Annotated in this window: 16 protein-coding genes; 3 read left to right on the top strand and 13 right to left on the bottom strand. The window is 76.8% G+C overall.

Annotated elements, in window-relative coordinates; all coding sequences use genetic code 11:
- Positions 1-360: 360 nt before the first annotated feature.
- Complete coding sequence (locus IEZ04_RS06765) at positions 361-765, bottom strand: hypothetical protein (RefSeq protein ID WP_189216033.1); 405 nt, start codon at positions 763-765, stop codon at positions 361-363.
- Between the two features lie 168 nt (positions 766-933).
- On the opposite strand from IEZ04_RS06765, the gene IEZ04_RS06760 reads away from it, so the two are divergent.
- The 3 genes from IEZ04_RS06760 (at position 934) to IEZ04_RS06750 (ending at position 2,538) form a co-directional block, all read left to right on the top strand.
- Entirely contained in the window at positions 934-1,866 is a 933-nt protein-coding gene (locus IEZ04_RS06760; protein WP_189215762.1) for a polysaccharide pyruvyl transferase family protein, read from the top strand.
- A 70-nt stretch (positions 1,867-1,936) separates the two neighbouring features.
- Positions 1,937-2,326 (top strand): DUF3040 domain-containing protein, encoded by a 390-nt coding sequence (locus tag IEZ04_RS06755; protein ID WP_189215761.1) that lies wholly within the window; start codon positions 1,937-1,939, stop codon positions 2,324-2,326.
- Between the two features lie 17 nt (positions 2,327-2,343).
- Positions 2,344-2,538 carry a hypothetical protein gene (locus IEZ04_RS06750; protein WP_189215760.1) on the top strand — a complete coding sequence of 65 codons (195 nt, stop codon included), beginning with the start codon at positions 2,344-2,346 and terminating at the stop codon, positions 2,536-2,538.
- Between the two features lie 125 nt (positions 2,539-2,663).
- Here IEZ04_RS06750 and IEZ04_RS06745 read toward each other — a convergent pair whose 3' ends face one another.
- From IEZ04_RS06745 to IEZ04_RS06690, 12 genes are all read right to left on the bottom strand, one after another.
- Positions 2,664-3,560 (bottom strand): glycosyltransferase family 2 protein, encoded by an 897-nt coding sequence (locus IEZ04_RS06745; RefSeq protein ID WP_189215759.1) that lies wholly within the window; start codon positions 3,558-3,560, stop codon positions 2,664-2,666.
- The gene (locus IEZ04_RS06740; RefSeq protein ID WP_189215758.1) at positions 3,550-4,482 is read right to left on the bottom strand and encodes a glycosyltransferase family 2 protein; all 933 of its coding nucleotides are present in this window, start codon (positions 4,480-4,482) and stop codon (positions 3,550-3,552) included. The genes IEZ04_RS06745 and IEZ04_RS06740 overlap by 11 nt, the downstream gene beginning before the upstream one ends.
- Positions 4,479-5,567 (bottom strand): glycosyltransferase family 9 protein, encoded by a 1,089-nt coding sequence (locus tag IEZ04_RS06735; protein ID WP_229820866.1) that lies wholly within the window; start codon positions 5,565-5,567, stop codon positions 4,479-4,481. Before IEZ04_RS06735 ends, IEZ04_RS06740 begins: the two co-directional genes overlap by 4 nt.
- On the bottom strand, positions 5,564-7,039 hold the full coding sequence (locus tag IEZ04_RS06730; protein ID WP_189215757.1) for a PfkB family carbohydrate kinase: 1,476 nt from the start codon (positions 7,037-7,039) through the stop codon (positions 5,564-5,566). The genes IEZ04_RS06735 and IEZ04_RS06730 overlap by 4 nt, the downstream gene beginning before the upstream one ends.
- Positions 7,032-7,676 carry a D-sedoheptulose-7-phosphate isomerase gene (locus IEZ04_RS06725; RefSeq protein ID WP_189215756.1) on the bottom strand — a complete coding sequence of 215 codons (645 nt, stop codon included), beginning with the start codon at positions 7,674-7,676 and terminating at the stop codon, positions 7,032-7,034. Before IEZ04_RS06725 ends, IEZ04_RS06730 begins: the two co-directional genes overlap by 8 nt.
- Positions 7,676-8,893, bottom strand: a complete 1,218-nt coding sequence (locus IEZ04_RS06720; protein WP_189215755.1) for a glycosyltransferase — start codon at positions 8,891-8,893, stop codon at positions 7,676-7,678. Before IEZ04_RS06720 ends, IEZ04_RS06725 begins: the two co-directional genes overlap by 1 nt.
- Positions 8,890-9,858, bottom strand: a complete 969-nt coding sequence (locus IEZ04_RS06715) for a glycosyltransferase (protein WP_189215754.1) — start codon at positions 9,856-9,858, stop codon at positions 8,890-8,892. The genes IEZ04_RS06720 and IEZ04_RS06715 overlap by 4 nt, the downstream gene beginning before the upstream one ends.
- Positions 9,855-10,868, bottom strand: coding sequence for a glycosyltransferase family 9 protein (locus IEZ04_RS06710; RefSeq protein WP_189215753.1), 1,014 nt, complete (start codon positions 10,866-10,868; stop codon positions 9,855-9,857). The genes IEZ04_RS06715 and IEZ04_RS06710 overlap by 4 nt, the downstream gene beginning before the upstream one ends.
- Positions 10,865-11,413: a D-glycero-alpha-D-manno-heptose-1,7-bisphosphate 7-phosphatase gene (locus IEZ04_RS06705; protein WP_189215752.1), complete on the bottom strand. Its 549-nt coding sequence runs from the start codon at positions 11,411-11,413 to the stop codon at positions 10,865-10,867. Before IEZ04_RS06705 ends, IEZ04_RS06710 begins: the two co-directional genes overlap by 4 nt.
- Positions 11,410-12,423, bottom strand: coding sequence for a glycosyltransferase family 2 protein (locus IEZ04_RS06700; RefSeq protein WP_189215751.1), 1,014 nt, complete (start codon positions 12,421-12,423; stop codon positions 11,410-11,412). Before IEZ04_RS06700 ends, IEZ04_RS06705 begins: the two co-directional genes overlap by 4 nt.
- Positions 12,420-14,045, bottom strand: coding sequence for a carbamoyltransferase family protein (locus IEZ04_RS06695; protein WP_189215750.1), 1,626 nt, complete (start codon positions 14,043-14,045; stop codon positions 12,420-12,422). Before IEZ04_RS06695 ends, IEZ04_RS06700 begins: the two co-directional genes overlap by 4 nt.
- A 203-nt stretch (positions 14,046-14,248) precedes the next feature.
- Entirely contained in the window at positions 14,249-15,250 is a 1,002-nt protein-coding gene (locus tag IEZ04_RS06690; RefSeq protein ID WP_189215749.1) for an NAD-dependent epimerase/dehydratase family protein, read from the bottom strand.
- Between the last annotated feature and the right edge of the window lie 13 nt (positions 15,251-15,263).

Here is a 15,263-nt window from a genome sequence, read left to right as displayed (position 1 = left end):
GAGCATGGCGCTGGTCCAGCGCTTCTGCCGGAGGGTCCGCGGACGGCAGGAGGTGGCCAGGCCGAGCAGCCGGAAGTCGTCCGTGGCCTGGGCCGCCTGGGCGGACGTCTCCCAGCGGAGGCAGTTCCGGGCGGCGGCCAGGTGCAGGTCCCGCGGGTCCCGTGCGCCGGATGCGCCGGGTGCGTGCGGGCCGTGGCGGCGGCCGGTGACGGCGAGCCGGGCCGCGTGCTCGTGGCACCAGCGGGCGGCGGAAGAGGTCCTGGACCACCGTGGACGGGCCCTCCCGGGCGAGGACGCCCCGGACGGGGGACAGCCCCGGCAGGGAGACTGCCGCATCGGTGCCGGGTGAACCGTGAGTGCTCAGGGTCCGTACGGGGTGATGCGGCGGTAGGCGGCGCGGGCGTTCATCACGCGGGCCACGGCGGTGCCGGTGAGGGCCGCCGCGAACAGGCAGCCGAGCCAGAGCGAGTCGCGGGAGCCGGCCCAGGTCAGCGTGCCCAGGGGCGGTATGCCGAAGCCGTTGAGGAACAGCCAGCACAGGACGGCGGTGCCGGGCGCCGCGACGAACCGGGCGCACAGGCCCAGCAGCCCGGCCAGCAGGGACAGCGCCACGAGGGCGGGCACCGGCCGGCCGACGCCGCCGAGCAGGGCGAAGACCGCCATCATCCCCAGAGCGCCGACGCACGCGGCGGACCAGACGAACGGCGTGGCCACGGGCTCGGGAACGGCCCGTGCCCCACTGCTGAGCCGCACCCACTCGATCACGGCCACGCCCCTTCCCTCTCCTGCCCGCGCGCAGCCGCTCCCGCCCACCACCGTGATCCGGCGCCGCGCCGCGCCCATCAGCGGATTGTCGCATTCGGGGGTGGTACGGCGTCCAGACCGTCCCCGGGGGAACGCCCGCGACGAGCGCCCCGCCGTGCCCGCGGTCGCATGCGCCCGTGTCCCGGGGGAACCCGTGGCGCGGTGCGGAGGATTCTGGTGACCGGCTGGTTCAGCTTCCTCGACGGTGAGGCGACCGCCGGGGACGTGCTCGCGCTGCGGCGGGTGGAGGACCTGCTGGAGCGGGCCGGGCTGCCGTACGACGTGGTGTGGAGCGCCGGGTTCCGGCCGGGGCACCTGGACATGGACCACGTACGGCCGCGGGCCTACTCGCATCTCCTCTTCGTCTGCGGGCCGCTGCACGGCGCGCCGGTCGCCGCGCTGCACCGGCGGTTCAGGCACTGCGTGCGGATCGCCGTGGGGGTGTCGGTGATCGACGAGCGGGATCCGGCGGTGACCGGTTTCCACCGGGTGCTCGCGCGGGACGTCCCGTCGGGCGGCGAGCCGGTGGTGGACCTGGCCGCCCGGGCACCCGCGCAGCCCCCGGTCCCCGTCGTCGGGGTGATCCTCACCCACGGACAGGGCGAGTACGGGGCGCTGCGGCGGCACGAGCGGGTCGCCGACGGGGTGACCCGGTGGCTCGGCCGCAGGGACTGCGCGCGCGTCGAGCTGGAGACGCGGCTGGACGCGTACGACTGGCGGCTGAGCGGCACACCGGAGCAGTTGCAGTCCGTGCTGGCCCGTCTCGACCTGATCGTCACCGACCGGCTGCACGGGCTGGTGCTCGGGCTGCGGGCCGGGGTGCCGGTGCTGGCCGTCGATCCGGTGGCGGGCGGCGCCAAGGTGACCGCGCAGGCCCGGGCCTGCGGCTGGCCCGCGCTGGTGCCCGCCGAGCGGCTCGGCACCGAGCTGCTGGAGCGGTGGACGCGCTGGTGCCTGTCCGACGGGCGGGCGGCCGCCCGGCTGATCCGCGACGGCCTCGCAGCGGGCACCGTGCCCGACAGCGCGGACGGGCTCCTGACGGCTCTGGAACACCCCGGCTGAGCGACGTTAGGGCACCTCGCGCGCGGGCACACGGGACGGCGGACACCCCCACGGCCCCGGAGGCAGCACAGTGACGATCGGCCGACTCCCCGACCACGAACAGCGCATTCTCGAGCAGTTGGAGGCGGACCTGCGCCGCGACCGGCGCCTCGACCGCCAGATGCGCACCCTCCAGCTGAAGCGGCGCCGGCGGCTGAACCTGGCGCCGGTCGCCGCGTACCGGCCGCACCCGGTCACCGTCGCGTTCGGCCTCGCCACGTCGATCATCCTGATGGTGACCGGCATACGCACCTCGGACCCCGGCGTCATCTGGGCCTTCGCCCTCGTCTGGCCGGTGACCCTGTACATGGTCTTCCGGCTGCTGTGCCGCTGGTCGGAACCCCAGGGCACGCGGGCGACCGCGGTGCGGGAGCCCGAGGCGTGGGAGCCGCGGCGGCGCCGTCGCCGCGAGGAGCGGTAGTTCAGGAGGTGATCGTCGTGCCCGAGCCCGGAAGCAAGGAGTACGACGTCCGGCGCGCACGACTGCGCAAGGGACTCGAGCGGTCGGGGACCCCCGACCAGAAGGCGAACATCGAGGCCGACGAGCGTCTTCAGGAGGAGGGCATGCGCAGCCGGGGCCCGCGCACCGAGCGCGGCCGCGGGCCGAAGGGCGAACGTCCCGGAAACGACTGAGCCGACCGAGCCGGCCCGGCCGGAACGCCTGCCTCGACCGAGCCGCGGCCGGAACCCGTACGCAGCTCAGCGGCTCACGCCGTGGGGCTGCTCCCGCGTGCGCCGCCCGCGTGCGCCGCGCGCCGTCACCCCGTATAACGCCGTGCCGTCGACCGCCGCTGCGTCTCGTCCAGCAGCCGCAGCCGGCCCTCGATCTCCTGCGGCACCACGCGGCGTTCCCTCAGCACCCACGGCAGCCCCGCCGCCGCCTGCCCGAAGGCTCTCAGCGAGGCGGTGTCCCGGGGCACCGTGCGGGCGAGGTGCAGGGTCCGGCGGGTGGCGGTGCGCACCGGGCGGCGGAGCCAGGTGAACCACAGGGTGTTGCGCAGCCCGTGCGTCCTGCGGAGCGTCGGGTCCCGCAGCACGGACGGGTGGTGATGGACCGTCAGGTCCTCCGCGTACGTCAGCCACCAGCCCGCCGTCGCCAGGTCCACGGCCAGCAGTTCCTCCTCGCCGCCCAGCCACAGCCGCGCGTCGAAGCCGCCCGCCGAGCGGAACGCCTCCGTGCGCAGCGAGGTCGCCGCGGCCAGGAACGAGCCGAGTGCCGGGCCGGGCAGCCAGGCCGGGCCGCGTACCGGCGAGTCGCGCAGCTCCGCCACGATCGGGTCCTCGGTGCCGTCCGGTTCGACCACGATGCGCGCCGTCACCGCGGCCAGCCGCTCGTGCCGGTCCAGCAGGTCGGCCGCGCCGGCCAGGGAGCCGGGTGCCCACCAGGAGTCGTCGTCGCAGAACGCCACGTAGGGGGTGCGGACCTGGTGCACGGCCAGGTTGCGGCCGACGGCGCCGAGGTTGCGGCCGGGGCGCAGCAGCCGGACGTCCGGGAAGTGGCGGGCGACCGCGTCGGCGGTGCCGTCCGTGGAGGCGTTGTCCGTCACGATCACCGGTGGCCGCTCCGGCAGCCGGGTCATGCGGTCGAGGGTGCGCAGGAGTTCCGCGCGGCGGTTGTACGTGATGACGACGACGGTCGTGCGGTCATCGCTCATGGGCGGCTCTCCTGACCTCGTCCAGCAGCCGTGCGCTCCGCTCGACGTGCGGCGGCAGGGGTCTGCGGGCGCGCAGCGCGGCCGGGACCCGGGTGAGGGCCTCGCCGAGCGCGGTGCGGGCCTCGGGATCGTGGCGGGCCGCGGCGGCCAGGGCGTGGGTGCGTTCCAGCGCGAACGGCAGGGGGCGGCGCAGCCAGGCCGTGAGCAGGGCGTTGCGGCGGAGCCTGACCATACGGCCGGCGCGGGCGTCCGGGTCGGGATGGTGGTGGGCCACCACCTCGGGGCAGTGGGTGACGCCCCAGCCGCGCGCGGCGAGGTCGTAGGCGAGGCAGGTCTCCTCGCCGCCGAAGAACAGCAGCGGATGGTAGCCGCCCGCGTCGAGCCAGGCCTCGCGGCGGGCGACGGCGGCGCAGGCGAGGTAGCCGAGGACCTGCGGACCGGGCAGGTCGTGGGCGCGGCCGAGCGGGGACGCGGCCATGACCTCGTTGAGCGGGTCCGGGCGCTGCGCGGGGCCGACCAGGGTGCGGGCGGAGAGCAGGCCGAGCCGCGGGTGGCCGTCCAGCAGCCGTACGGCGGTGGGCAGGGCGTCCGGGGCCCACCAGGAGTCGTCGTCGCTGAACGCCACGTAGGGGGTGGTGGCCGCGCGGACGCCGTGGTTGCGGGCCAGGGCGCCGCGGTTGAGGGGCAGGGCGAGGACGCGGACCTCCGGGTGGTGCCGGGCGATCATGTCGCGGGTGCCGTCGGTGGAGGCGTTGTCGGCGACCAGGACGGCGGGCCGCTCGGGGAGGGCGCGGAGCCGGTCGAGGGTGTGGGCGAGGGAGTCGCGGCGGTCGCGGGTGGCGATGACCACGGTGAGGTCCGCCGCGAGGGGCGGGCCGCCCGCCGGGGCGCCGTGCGGGTCCGTCGCCGGGCCGGCGGTCATGGCGTCCGTGCCCCGGGCAGCGCGTCGAGCTCGTCCATGGCGCGCAGCACGTCGTCCGGCCGGATGCGCAGCAGGACCGGGTCCGGCACCTGGCCGTGCGGGTTGCCGCCCGGGCCCTCGTGCGGATGCCACAGCACCCGGTGGCGCGGGTCGTCCGGCGGGCCCCACGCGGCGGGCGGGACCGGGCCGAACAGGGTCACGGACGGGGTGGCGTGCGCGGCGGCGAGGTGGGCGATGCCGGTGTCGCCGCTGATGACGGCGCGGGCCCCGGCGACCAGCGCGGACAGCGCGGGGAAGGGGAGCGTGCCGGACAGCCCGACGGCGGCGGGCGGGCCGGCGAACGTGTCCGTCTCCGGGAGGTCGGCGCGTTTGGCGACCTCCGTCACCAGGTCGCCCTCCTCCGGGCCGCCGGTGACGACGACGCGGTGGCCGCGGGCGCGCAGTTCCGCGGCGACGGCCGCGTACCGTTCGGCGGGCCAGCAGCGGGCGGGGGCGCCCGCGCCGGGGTGCACGAGCACGGCGCCGGGGGCGGGCGAGGGCACCGCCGGGCGCGGCAGCCGCAGGTCGGTGGGGTCGGCCGGGATGCCGTACCAGCGCAGGAACCGGCACCAGCGGTCCCTCTCGTGCTCCCCGTCCCGCCAGAACGGGCCGTCCTGCGCGGCGAAGGCGAGCACCTTGCGCGGCCGTGCGGTGCGCAGCAGCCGGTGGCTGGCCTGGCCGTTGCCGTGCAGGTCGACCCCGATCTCGGGGGGCGGGCCGGGCCAGTCCAGGGTGCGGGGCACCGCCCGGCCGGGGGCGGCGGCGGGCAGCAGCCGGTCCACCGCCCCGGTCGCCTCCGCCACCGGGGCCAGCTCCTCGGGGGCGGCGAGGACCATCTCGTACGGGAAGAAGGCGCGGCGCAGGGCGCGCAGGGCGGGTACGGCGGCGAGGAGGTCGCCGAGGCCGAGGGCGCGCAGCACGAGGATGCTGGGGCGGTCCGGTGCGGGGGCGACCGCGAGTTCGGCCAGGGGCAGGGCTGTCAGCGTGGTCTGCGCGGCCTGTGCGCTCCGAGTGGTCTGTGTGCTCTGCATGACCTGTGCGCTCATCGGGCGTCTCCCCCGGTCGTCACCTTCACCGTCGCCGCCGCCCGTGCCGCGAGCCGCGTGGTCGAGCGGCCGTCCAGGTACGGCAGCAGGACGGTCTGGCCGCCCCAGCTCTCGAGGAGCGCCGCCTCGGGGAGGTCGCCGCGGGCGTAGTCGCCCCCCTTGACCCAGACGTCCGGGCGGAGGTCGCCCAGCAGGCGCTCGGGGGTGTCCTCGTCGAAGACGGCGACGGCCGACACGCACTCCAGGGCGCGCAGGACGCGGACCCGGTCGGCGAGGGGGGTGACGGGGCGGCCGTCGCCCTTGCGGCGGCGGACGGACGCGTCGGAGTTGACGCACACCACGAGGCAGTCGCCGATGCGGCGGGCGGCCTGGAGCAGGCCCACGTGCCCGGCGTGCAGGAGGTCGAAGCAGCCGCCCGCGGCGACGACGGTGCCGCCTCCGGCACGGACCCGGGCCACGAGTCCGTACGGGTCGTGCGCGTCCTCGCGGTCCGCGTGCCCGTCCGCCGGGCCGGTGCGGGTGAGCGCGCCCGCGCCGCCCGCCGCGACGAACGCGGTCGCCGCGGCCACCGCGCCCTCGACGGCCTCGCCGGTCAGCGCGCCGTCCGCGAGGAGCCCGGCGGCGGTGGCGGCGAACCGGTCGCCCGCGCCGCAGCTGTCGCCGTGGAGTTCGCCGGGCGCGGGCACCAGCAGCGGGCAGTCCCCGTACGACAGCAGCGCGCCGCGTGCGCCGAGGGTGACGGCGACGGCTCCGGCCCGCCACCGCCGTACCAGCGCGGCGGCGTCCTGGGCGGCGGTGCGCAGGTCGCCAGCGCGGGACGGGGGCCGGGGGCCGGTCTCCGGGGGTGTGCCCCGGCCGGCCGGGGCGGCGGCGAAGCGGCGGGCCTCGCGGGCCGCCGGGGTCACCAGCCGGGTGCCCGGTACGGGGGCGGGGCCGCGCGGGTGCGGGTCCCACACGGCCGGCGGGTTCTCGGCGAGGGTGTCGCGCAGGGCGTCGGCGGCGCCGCGTCCGTAGTCGGCGACCAGCACGGCGCGCGCCGAGCGCAGGGCGCGGCGCGCCTCGCCGGTCGCCTCGTGGGCGCGGCCGGAGCCCCGGTCCATCCGCAGCACGGGCTGTCCCTGGGCCAGGACACGGGTCTTCTCGGGCAGGTCTCCGGTCAGGGGCAGCGGGACCACTTCCATCCAGTCGTCGAGGAGCCGGCGCAGCGCGTGGCCGGCGGGGTCGTCGCCGAGGCCGGTGACGAGCGTGACGTCGCGGCCGTCGCGGGCGGCGAGGTACGCGGCGAGGGCGGCGCCGCCGGGCCGTACCCGCTCGGCGCAGTCCGTGACCACGGGGACGGGCGCGTCGGGGGCGAGCCGTTCGGCACAGCCGGTCAGGTCCCGGTCGAGCAGGGCGTCGCCGACGACGACCAGCGGCGTCCGGCCGGTCCGCGCGGTGCCGTGGGCGGGTACGGGTGCGGTGCGGTCAGCCATGGGCCGGGGCTCCGTTCTCCGGGGTGGTCTCCAGGGCCGCGTCGAAGGCCGCGCACAGCAGGTGCACCGCGACCAGGTGCAGTTCCTGCACGGTGGCGGCGGACGTCGCCTCGACGCCGAGCATCTCGTCGCTGCCGGCCGCGAGGGGGTTGGGCACGGGTCCGGTGAGGGCCCACACGCGGAGCCCGGCGGCCCGGCCGGCGTCGGCCGCGGCCAGCAGGTTGGCGCTGGCCCCGCTGGTGGAGAGCAGGACGAGGACGTCACCGGCGCGGCCGTGGGCCCGTACCTGCCGGGCGAACACCTCGTGCACGCCGTAGTCGTTGGCGATGGCCGTGGTGCTGGAGGTGTCGGCGTGCAGCGCGATCGCCGAGAACGGCGGCCGGTCGCTGCGGTAACGGCCGACGAGTTCGGCGGTGAGGTGCTGGGCCTGGGCCGCGCTGCCGCCGTTGCCCGCGGCGAGCAGCCGGCCGCCGCCGGTGAGGGTCCGGGCCAGCTGGGCGCCCCAGCGCGCCGTGACGGACGCGGAGCCGCGGAACGCGCCGAGGGCGTGCAGCAGTTCGTCGCAGTGTCCGGTCACGGGCGCCGGTACCGCGACGGCCCGGCGGCGGGGCTGCTCGATCCGTTCGATGCGTTCCATCACGCCACCTCCGACGGCACCGCGTGGCCGGCCGTCACCCGCCGGTAGACCTGTTCCGCGCCGTCGGCGACGCGCTGCCAGGTGAAGCGGGCGAGGACCCGTTCGCGGCCCGCGCGGCCCATCCGGCGGCGCAGTTGTTCCGAGGCGAGCAGGTCGCGTGCCGCGGCGGCGATGGCGCCGGGGTCGCGGGGCGGCACGAGACGGCCGGTGCCCCGGTCGGCGACGGTGTCGCGGTGCCCGCCGACGTCCGTGGCGAGGACGGGCACCCCGCACGCCATGGCCTCCAGCGGCACGATCCCGAACGGCTCGTAGGCCGGGACGCACAGGACGACGTCGGCGCTGCGCACCAGTGCGGGCATGGCCGCCGGGTCGACGGCGCCGAGGAGCCGTACGCGGTCCCGTACGCCCGCGCGTGCGGCGACGTGCCGGAGCCGTTCCGCCTCCGGGTCGGTGTCGAGGAGCGGCGCCTCGGGGCCGCCCGCGACGAGGAGTTCGGTGTCGGGGAGGTGGGCGAGGGCACGGATCGCCTGGTCGAAGCCCTTGCGCGGGACCAGCCGGCCCGTGGCGAGCAGCCGGTGCCGCGCCGCGCGCGCGGGTGCCGTGCCGGTGGGGCCCTCGGGGGTGAAGTGCTCGATGTCGACGCCGCACGGCACGACGGACACCTGTTGCGGCGGCACGCCCATGTCGGCCAGTTCGTAGACCTCGTCGGTACAGGTGGCGAGGACGCGCCCGCAGGAGCGGCCGAGGTGCCGTTCGACGCCGATCCGCTCGTACGGGCTGGTGTCGAGTCTGCCCTGGTGGCGCCGCTTGACCGTGCCGAGGGCGTGGAAGGTCTGCACGACCGGGACGCCGTGGGCGTGCGCGCCGATCCGGGCGGCCATGCCGGACATCCAGAAGTGGGCGTGCACCGTGTCGGGCCGCTCGTCGCCCCACGCGCGCGCGAGGTGGGCGCCGAAGGCGGGCATGTGCGGGAACAGCTCGTCCTTGGGCAGGGCCGCCGGTGGTCCGGCCGGGACGTGGACGACCGTCGTGCCGCCGGGCATGCGCACCCGCTCGGGGAGCCGGCGCGCGTCCCGCCGGGTGTAGACGGTGACGTCGTGCCCGCGCGCGGACAGCTCCTCGGAGAGGCGGGCCACGTACACGTTCTGGCCTCCGGCGTCGGGGCCGCCGAGCGCGGCGAGCGGGCTCGCGTGCTCGGACACCATGGCGATCCTCATCGGGTCACCTCCTTGATCAGTCGCTCCCAGTCGTCCAGGAAGCGGGCCAGCCCGTAGCGGGCGAGCGCGGCCGTGCGGGCCTTCTCGCCGGCCACGCGCGCGTGCGCGGGGTCGGCGGTGAAGGTCCGTACGGCGTCGGTCAGTTCCTCGATCCGGTTGGAGACCAGCCCCGCTCCGGCCGGGACCGCCTCGGTGACCTCGGTGGTGGCGAGGGCGACCACGGGCATGCCGAGGTGCATCGCCTCCAGCAGGGAGAGGCCGAGGGAGGTCCAGCGGACGGGGTGGAGGTAGACGCGGCGCCGGGCCAGTTCCGTGTGGAGCGCGGCCTGGGGCAGGTCCTGGGTGGTGCAGCGGCCGGGCGGGGTGCCGAGGTGTCCGGCGAGGCCGTCGGTGCCCATGCCGAACACGTCCAGCGGGGCGGCCGCCGCGAGGACGGGCAGCAGGTCGGTGCCGACGGTGCGGCCGCGGCGCACGGGCTCGTTGACGACGACGGCGGCGCGGTCGAGTTCGCCGGTGTACCGGGGGCCCGGGTCGACGACGCCGTGCTCGATCACGGCGGTCGGGGCGGTGCCCGCGTCCCACATCAGCCGGTTGAAGTGGGTGACGTGCACGAGGGTCACGTCGCCGGGCAGTCCGGCGGCCGGGTGGCGGGTGTCGGGGACGTCCCCGTGGGGGGCGTTGTGCTCCAGGTACACGGCGGGCACGTCGCGTCCGGGCCTGCGGCCGCCGAGCCAGCGCTCCGCGAGGTCCGCCTCGTGCGGGCGCTGGAGCACCACCAGGTCGACCTCGGTGTCGCGCAGCCGCTCGGGCGGGACCTCGACGGTGCTGTCCGGCCAGTCCCAGGTGCGGGCGCGGCCGAGGCCGTCGGGCCCGCGGCCGGGGGTGACGGGGACGAGGTAGGTGTGCGGGCCCTGGACGAACGCCGTCGTCCAGGAGCCGTGCACGTGCCAGATCAGGATCCTCATGCCGGTACCACCCTCTCCGCCTGCATGACCTTCTCCGTCGCGGCGAGCACGTCGTGCGCGGTCACCGACTCCAGGCAGGGGTGGCCGGGGACGGGGCACTCCCGTGCGCGGGTGCCCGCGCACGGGGCGCCCTGGTCGCCGAGCAGGACGTACGGGACGCCGTAGGGCCGCCAGCGTTCGGCGGGCACGACCGGCGCGAACAGGGAGACGACGGGGGTGCCGACGGCGGCGGCCAGGTGGGCGGGGCCCGTGTTGCCGGTGACGACGGCGCCCGCGCGCGCGAGGACCCCGGCGAGCAGGGCCGCGTCGGTGCGGCCGCCGAGGTCGAGCGCGTCGTCCCCGGCCACGTACGCGGTGAGGTCGCGCTCTCCGGGGCCGCCGGTGACGACGACGCGGTGGCCCGCGGCGGTGAGTTCGGCGACCGCCCCGGCGCAGCGGCCGGGGCTCCAGGCGCGGGCGGGGACGCTGGCGCCCGGGTGCAGCACGACGTACGGGGGGCCGCCGGTGAGCTCGGCCGTGCCGGGTACGTCCCGGACGCGCATCAGCCCGTCGTCGGCGCACGGGAAGCCCGCCGCCTCCGCCAGGCCGAGCGCCGCCTCCACCTCGTGGGCGTGCGGCGCCCGGTGGTGCCGTACGTCGAGCAGCGAGCCCGGGTGGTCCTCGCTGTCCGCGGCGATGCGCGCCACGCCGGCCAGGCGCAGCAGCAGGGCCGTGGGCAGCGGGGACTGGTGGTACGAGGTGAGGACGAGCGCCGTGTCCGCGTCCAGGGCGCCGAGGGCGGCCACCAGCCGGGTGATGTCGCCGCGGTCCACGGGCGGCGGCGTGAACCCGGCCCAGGGCGCGTCCCAGACGATGACCCGGTCCACGCCGGGCAGCATGCGCGCGGCGGGCTCGCCGAGCGGCCCGCAGAGCAGGGTCACGGAGTCGGCGCGGGCGGCCACGGCGCGCACGGCGGGTCCGGCGAGCAGTACGTCGCCGAAGCTGTCGAGCCGCGTCACGAGCGCTTTCACGGGATGCTCCCGCCGACGGCGGGCCGGTGTCCCGGCACCAGTGACCGCACCGCCTCCCACAGGTCGGGGGCCACCCACTCGGCGGTCTCCGTCTCCTCCCGCAGGGTCACGGGGGTCGGCACGAGGATGCCGCGGGCGCCCGCGCGGCGGGCCGCCGTCAGATCGGAGCCGATGTCGCCGACGACGACGCAGTCGGCGGCGGGGACGCCGAGCTTCCGGGCCGCGGAGAGGACGAGCCCGGGTGCGGGCTTGCGGCAGGCGCAGCCCTCGGCGGGGGCGTGCGGGCACACCGCCCATACGTCGAACGGTCCGAGCAGCTCCTCGACGCGTTCGTTGACGCGGCGCACCTGGGCGTGGGTGAGCAGGCCGCGGCCGATGCCGGACTGGTTGGTGACGACACCGGTGCGGATGCCGTGCGTGCGCAGCAGGCCGAGGGCCTCGCGGGCGCCGGGGACGGGCGTGACGAGGGCGGGGTCCCGGTTGTAGGGGACGTCCTCGACGAGGGTGCCGTCGCGGTCGAAGAGCACGGCCTGCACGCCGGTCATCGCGCCTCCTGGAGCCAGGGCCGGGCGGCGCGGTGGCGCCACAGACCGGTGAGCCAGTGCCAGGTGGCGGCGGGCGGGATGAGCACGCTGGTGGCGAGCATGGTCTCCACCTCGTGCCGGGTGCGCGGCCCGGGGGCGATGCGCGCCCAGGCGAACTCGGCGGTGCCGGCGGCCCAGAGGAGGCCGGCCGCGAGGGCGGGCCCGCGCCGTCCGGCCGCGGCGAGGCCGCACGCGGCGGCGCCCGCGGAGGTGACGGCGAGGTGGCGGCGGAGCCGGCCGCGCGGCGCCGCCGCGCGGGTCCACCAGTCCGGTCCGTGCAGCCGCACCATCAGCGCGTCGTCGGCGTTGCCGCGCTGGGCGCGCAGCGACACCCAGCGGCTCGCGGCGCGCACCGGGTGCCGGGTGGTGCGCCGGCCGCGCCGTACGCCCCAGCCGGCGTCCAGGACGCGCAGCGCGAGGTCGGCGTCCTCCCTGAAGGCCCGCCGGAAACGTTCGTCGAACCCGCCGAGGTAGGTGAGCACGTCGGTGCGGAACGCCATGTCCGCGGTGATCCAGCGGGCGGTGGCCAGGCCCGCGGTGCCGCGTTCCCAGTCGGTGGGGCGGCGTTCGCCGGGCAGCGGCACCGTGATCACGCCCTGCACGGCGGCCGTGTCGGGCGCCACCTCGGCGAGGTCCTGGACGAGCTGTGCGCTCCAGTGCGGCCCGACCTGCACGTCGTCGTCGAGGAAGACGACCCAGGGCGAGGTGACGGCCCGCAGCCCGCGGTTGCGCGCGGCGGCGGGTCCCCGGCCGCCGCCGCGCAGCACGGTGGTCCGTACGCGCAGTTCGCCGAGGAGCCGCAGCGGGTGCCGCAGCGCCGCGTCGTCGGGTTCGGGGCGGTCGTCGACCAGGACGATCTCGGCGGGCGCCGGTCCGGTGGCCGCGGCGAGCGCGGCGAGACAGTCGGCCAGTGTGTCCCGCGCCAGCGTCGGGATCACCACGGCGTACGCGGTGGCGGCGATGGTGGTCATCCGAACACCCGCCCCCTGCGCACCGCGTACGGTCCGATCGCGAGCAGGTCCACGGGCGCGGAGCCGAAGCACTCCAGCGCGTCGCGCGGGTCGTCGACCATGGGCCGGCCGGCGGTGTTGAGGCTGGTGTTGACGACCACGGGCAGTCCGGTGCGCCGCTCGAACGCGCGGAGCATCCGGGCGACCAGCGGCTCCTGCCGCGCGTCGACGGTCTGCACGCGCGCGGTGCCGTCCACGTGCACCACCGCCGGGATGCGGTCGCGCCACTCGCGGACGACGTCGTGCACGAACAGCATGTACGGGCTCGGCAGCGGCCCTTCGAAGAGGCCGGCGGCGCGCTCGGCCAGCACCATCGGCGCGACCGGCCGGAACTCCTCGCGCCCCTTGACGGTGTTCAGCCGCTCCAGGTTCTCGGCGCGCCCCGGGTGGGCGAGCAGGGAGCGGTGCCCGAGGGCACGCGGCCCGTACTCGCTCCGCCCCTGGAACCAGGCGACGACACCGTCCCGGGCGAGCTCCTCGGCGACCGTCTCGGCGATGTCGGGGGGTTTCTCGTACGGTACGGCCGCGCCGTCGAGCCAGGCGCGCAGTTCGTCGTCGCTCCATGCGCGGCCGAGGTCGGCGCCCGCCAGGGGGGCGGGGTTCTCCGCGAGGTACAGGGCGCCGCCGAGGGCGGTGCCCGCGTCACCGGCGGCGGGCTGCACCCACACGTGCCGGTACGGTCCCTGCGCCGCGAGTCTGGAGTTGGCGACGCAGTTCAGGGCCACTCCCCCGGCGAGCGCGAGGGCGTCGCCGCCGGCTTCCCGGTGCAGCCAGTGCGCGAGGTCGACGACGACCTCCTCCAGCACGGCCTGGGCGCTCGCGGCGAGGTCCGCGTGGTCCTGGTTCCACTCCTCGTCCCGCGCGCGGGGCGGGGTGAAGGCAGCCCAGTCGACGTCCCGCGCGCGGAAGCCGCCGTCACCGGTGGCGTGCACGGACTGCCGCAGCTGGGGCAGAAAGCGCGGCTTGCCGTAGGAGGCGAGCGCCATCACCTTGTACTCGTCGCTGCTGCGCAGGAAGCCCAGGTGGGCGGTGAGCTCCTCGTACATCAGGCCGAGCGAGTCGGGCAGCGCCTGGGCGGCGACGGTGTGGAGGGTGCCGTCCTGGAAGCGGCCCGCGAGGTGGGAGGCGGCCTCGCCGCGGCCGTCGAGCACCAGGACGGCGCTGTCCGGGTACGGGGAGGCGGGCCCGGCGGAGGCCGCGTGCGCCACGTGGTGGGGGACGAAGACGACCTTCGCCGGGTCCAGGCCGGGCAGCGCCTCGGCGAGGAACTCGGGCGCCCGCTCCGCGTACTCCAGCCGGAGCGGGTCGAAGGGGTCGTGCAGCCCCATCTCGTCGGCGGGGCGGGCGAGGCGCGGGTCGAAGGAGTACGTGACCGCGTCCAGGTCCTCGGGCCGCACACCCCCGTGCGCCAGGCACCAGCGCGCCGCCTGCTCGGGCAGCTCCCAGGCCGAGAACGGCACCGGCCGCTTGCCGTGCTTGCGCCGGCTGAAGCGCTCCTCCTCCGCGGCCGCCATGGTCGTGCCGTCCACGACGAGGGCGGCGGCCGGGTCGTGGAACAAGGCGTTGATACCAAGGATGCGCATGTGGTGCTCCGTCCCGGAGTGTGTGCGGGGACCTCGGCCTCCCCGGGTCTCGCACCGGCGGCTGTCTCAAACACTTGGAGACAGCTCACCCGAACGTTCACCAATTCGTCACCTTTTGTGACGGGAGATCCGTTACGCGACGTGTTCGGCCGACCGAGCCGCACGGTGCGCGTGCGATCGGGAGAAGGGGCGGCCGGTACGGGTCAGGCCGCGACGGCCCGTGCCGTGAACCAGCCGATCGTGGACTCCAGGCCCTCGCTCCAGCCGACCCGCGGCCGCCAGCCGAGCCGCTCCGCGGCCAGCCGGGTGTCGGGCCGGCGCCGCTCGGGGTCGTCGACCGGACGTTCGACGAACCGGATGCGGGAGCGGGAGCCGGTCAGCTCCACCACGCGCCGCGCCAGCTCCAGCATGGTGATCTCCTCGCCGCCGCCGATGTTCACGGGACCGGTCTCGGCGGACGCGGCCAGCGCGAGCACCCCGTCGACCGTGTCGTCGACGTAGGTCAGCGACCGGGTCTGGCTGCCGTCGCCCGCGACCGTGAGCGGCGTGCCGTCCAGCGCCTGCGCGATGAAGGTGGGCACGGCGCGGCCGTCGCCGGTGCGCATGCGCGGCCCGTAGGTGTTGAAGATGCGCACGATGGCCGCGTCGGTGCCGTGCACCGAGCGGTGGGCGGTGACCAGGGCCTCGGAGAAGCGCTTGGACTCGTCGTAGACGCTGCGGGGCCCGACCGGGTTGACGTTGCCCCAGTAGCTCTCCGTCTGCGGGTGCTCCAGCGGGTCGCCGTACACCTCGGAGGTCGAGGCGAGCAGGAAGCGGGCGCCGTCGCGCCGGGCCCGCTCCAGGGCGTTGCGCGTACCGCTGCTGCCGACGTCCAGCGTCTCCAGCGGCAGTCGCAGGTAGTCGGCGGGCGACGCCGGGCAGGCGAAGTGCAGCACCAGGTCGAAGGGCCCGGGAAGGCCGTGCACGACGTCCTCGTCGGTCACGTCGCCCCGGACGAACCGGAAGCGGCGCCGCCGGTCCAGTTCGAGCACGTTGCTCCGCGTGCCGGTGGACAGGTTGTCGAGACAGACCACGTCCGTCCCGTCGTCCAGCAGCCGTGCGCAGAGATGGGAGCCCACGAAGCCGGCTCCGCCGGTGACCAGAGCGCGGCGCCAGCCGCGACCGGTCACGTCACCGATCACCCGTCCGCGTCCACGTACGCCCATGGGGGTCTCCTCA

Origin of the sequence: Streptomyces ruber (genome assembly GCF_014648075.1) — a bacterium.
GTDB classification, from domain to species: domain Bacteria; phylum Actinomycetota; class Actinomycetes; order Streptomycetales; family Streptomycetaceae; genus Streptomyces; species Streptomyces ruber.
Note: the sequence above shows the minus strand (reverse complement) of the source record. Positions and strands in the feature narration are given on the sequence as shown.

Excerpts from the sequence above, each read along its gene's own strand:
- IEZ04_RS06735 (WP_229820866.1), bottom strand. The coding sequence starts at position 5,567 with ATGAGCGCACAGGTCATGCAGAGCACACAGACCACTCGGAGCGCACAG.
- IEZ04_RS06695 (WP_189215750.1), bottom strand. The coding sequence starts at position 14,045 with ATGCGCATCCTTGGTATCAACGCCTTGTTCCACGACCCGGCCGCCGCC.
- IEZ04_RS06690 (WP_189215749.1), bottom strand. The coding sequence starts at position 15,250 with ATGGGCGTACGTGGACGCGGACGGGTGATCGGTGACGTGACCGGTCGC.
- IEZ04_RS06700 (WP_189215751.1), bottom strand. The coding sequence starts at position 12,423 with ATGACCACCATCGCCGCCACCGCGTACGCCGTGGTGATCCCGACGCTG.
- IEZ04_RS06720 (WP_189215755.1), bottom strand. The coding sequence starts at position 8,893 with ATGAGGATCGCCATGGTGTCCGAGCACGCGAGCCCGCTCGCCGCGCTC.
- IEZ04_RS06715 (WP_189215754.1), bottom strand. The coding sequence starts at position 9,858 with ATGAGGATCCTGATCTGGCACGTGCACGGCTCCTGGACGACGGCGTTC.
- IEZ04_RS06745 (WP_189215759.1), bottom strand. The coding sequence starts at position 3,560 with ATGAGCGATGACCGCACGACCGTCGTCGTCATCACGTACAACCGCCGC.
- IEZ04_RS06730 (WP_189215757.1), bottom strand. The coding sequence starts at position 7,039 with ATGGCTGACCGCACCGCACCCGTACCCGCCCACGGCACCGCGCGGACC.
- IEZ04_RS06760 (WP_189215762.1), top strand. The coding sequence starts at position 934 with ATGCGCCCGTGTCCCGGGGGAACCCGTGGCGCGGTGCGGAGGATTCTG.
- IEZ04_RS06705 (WP_189215752.1), bottom strand. The coding sequence starts at position 11,413 with ATGACCGGCGTGCAGGCCGTGCTCTTCGACCGCGACGGCACCCTCGTC.
- IEZ04_RS06725 (WP_189215756.1), bottom strand. The coding sequence starts at position 7,676 with ATGGAACGCATCGAACGGATCGAGCAGCCCCGCCGCCGGGCCGTCGCG.
- IEZ04_RS06740 (WP_189215758.1), bottom strand. The coding sequence starts at position 4,482 with ATGACCGCCGGCCCGGCGACGGACCCGCACGGCGCCCCGGCGGGCGGC.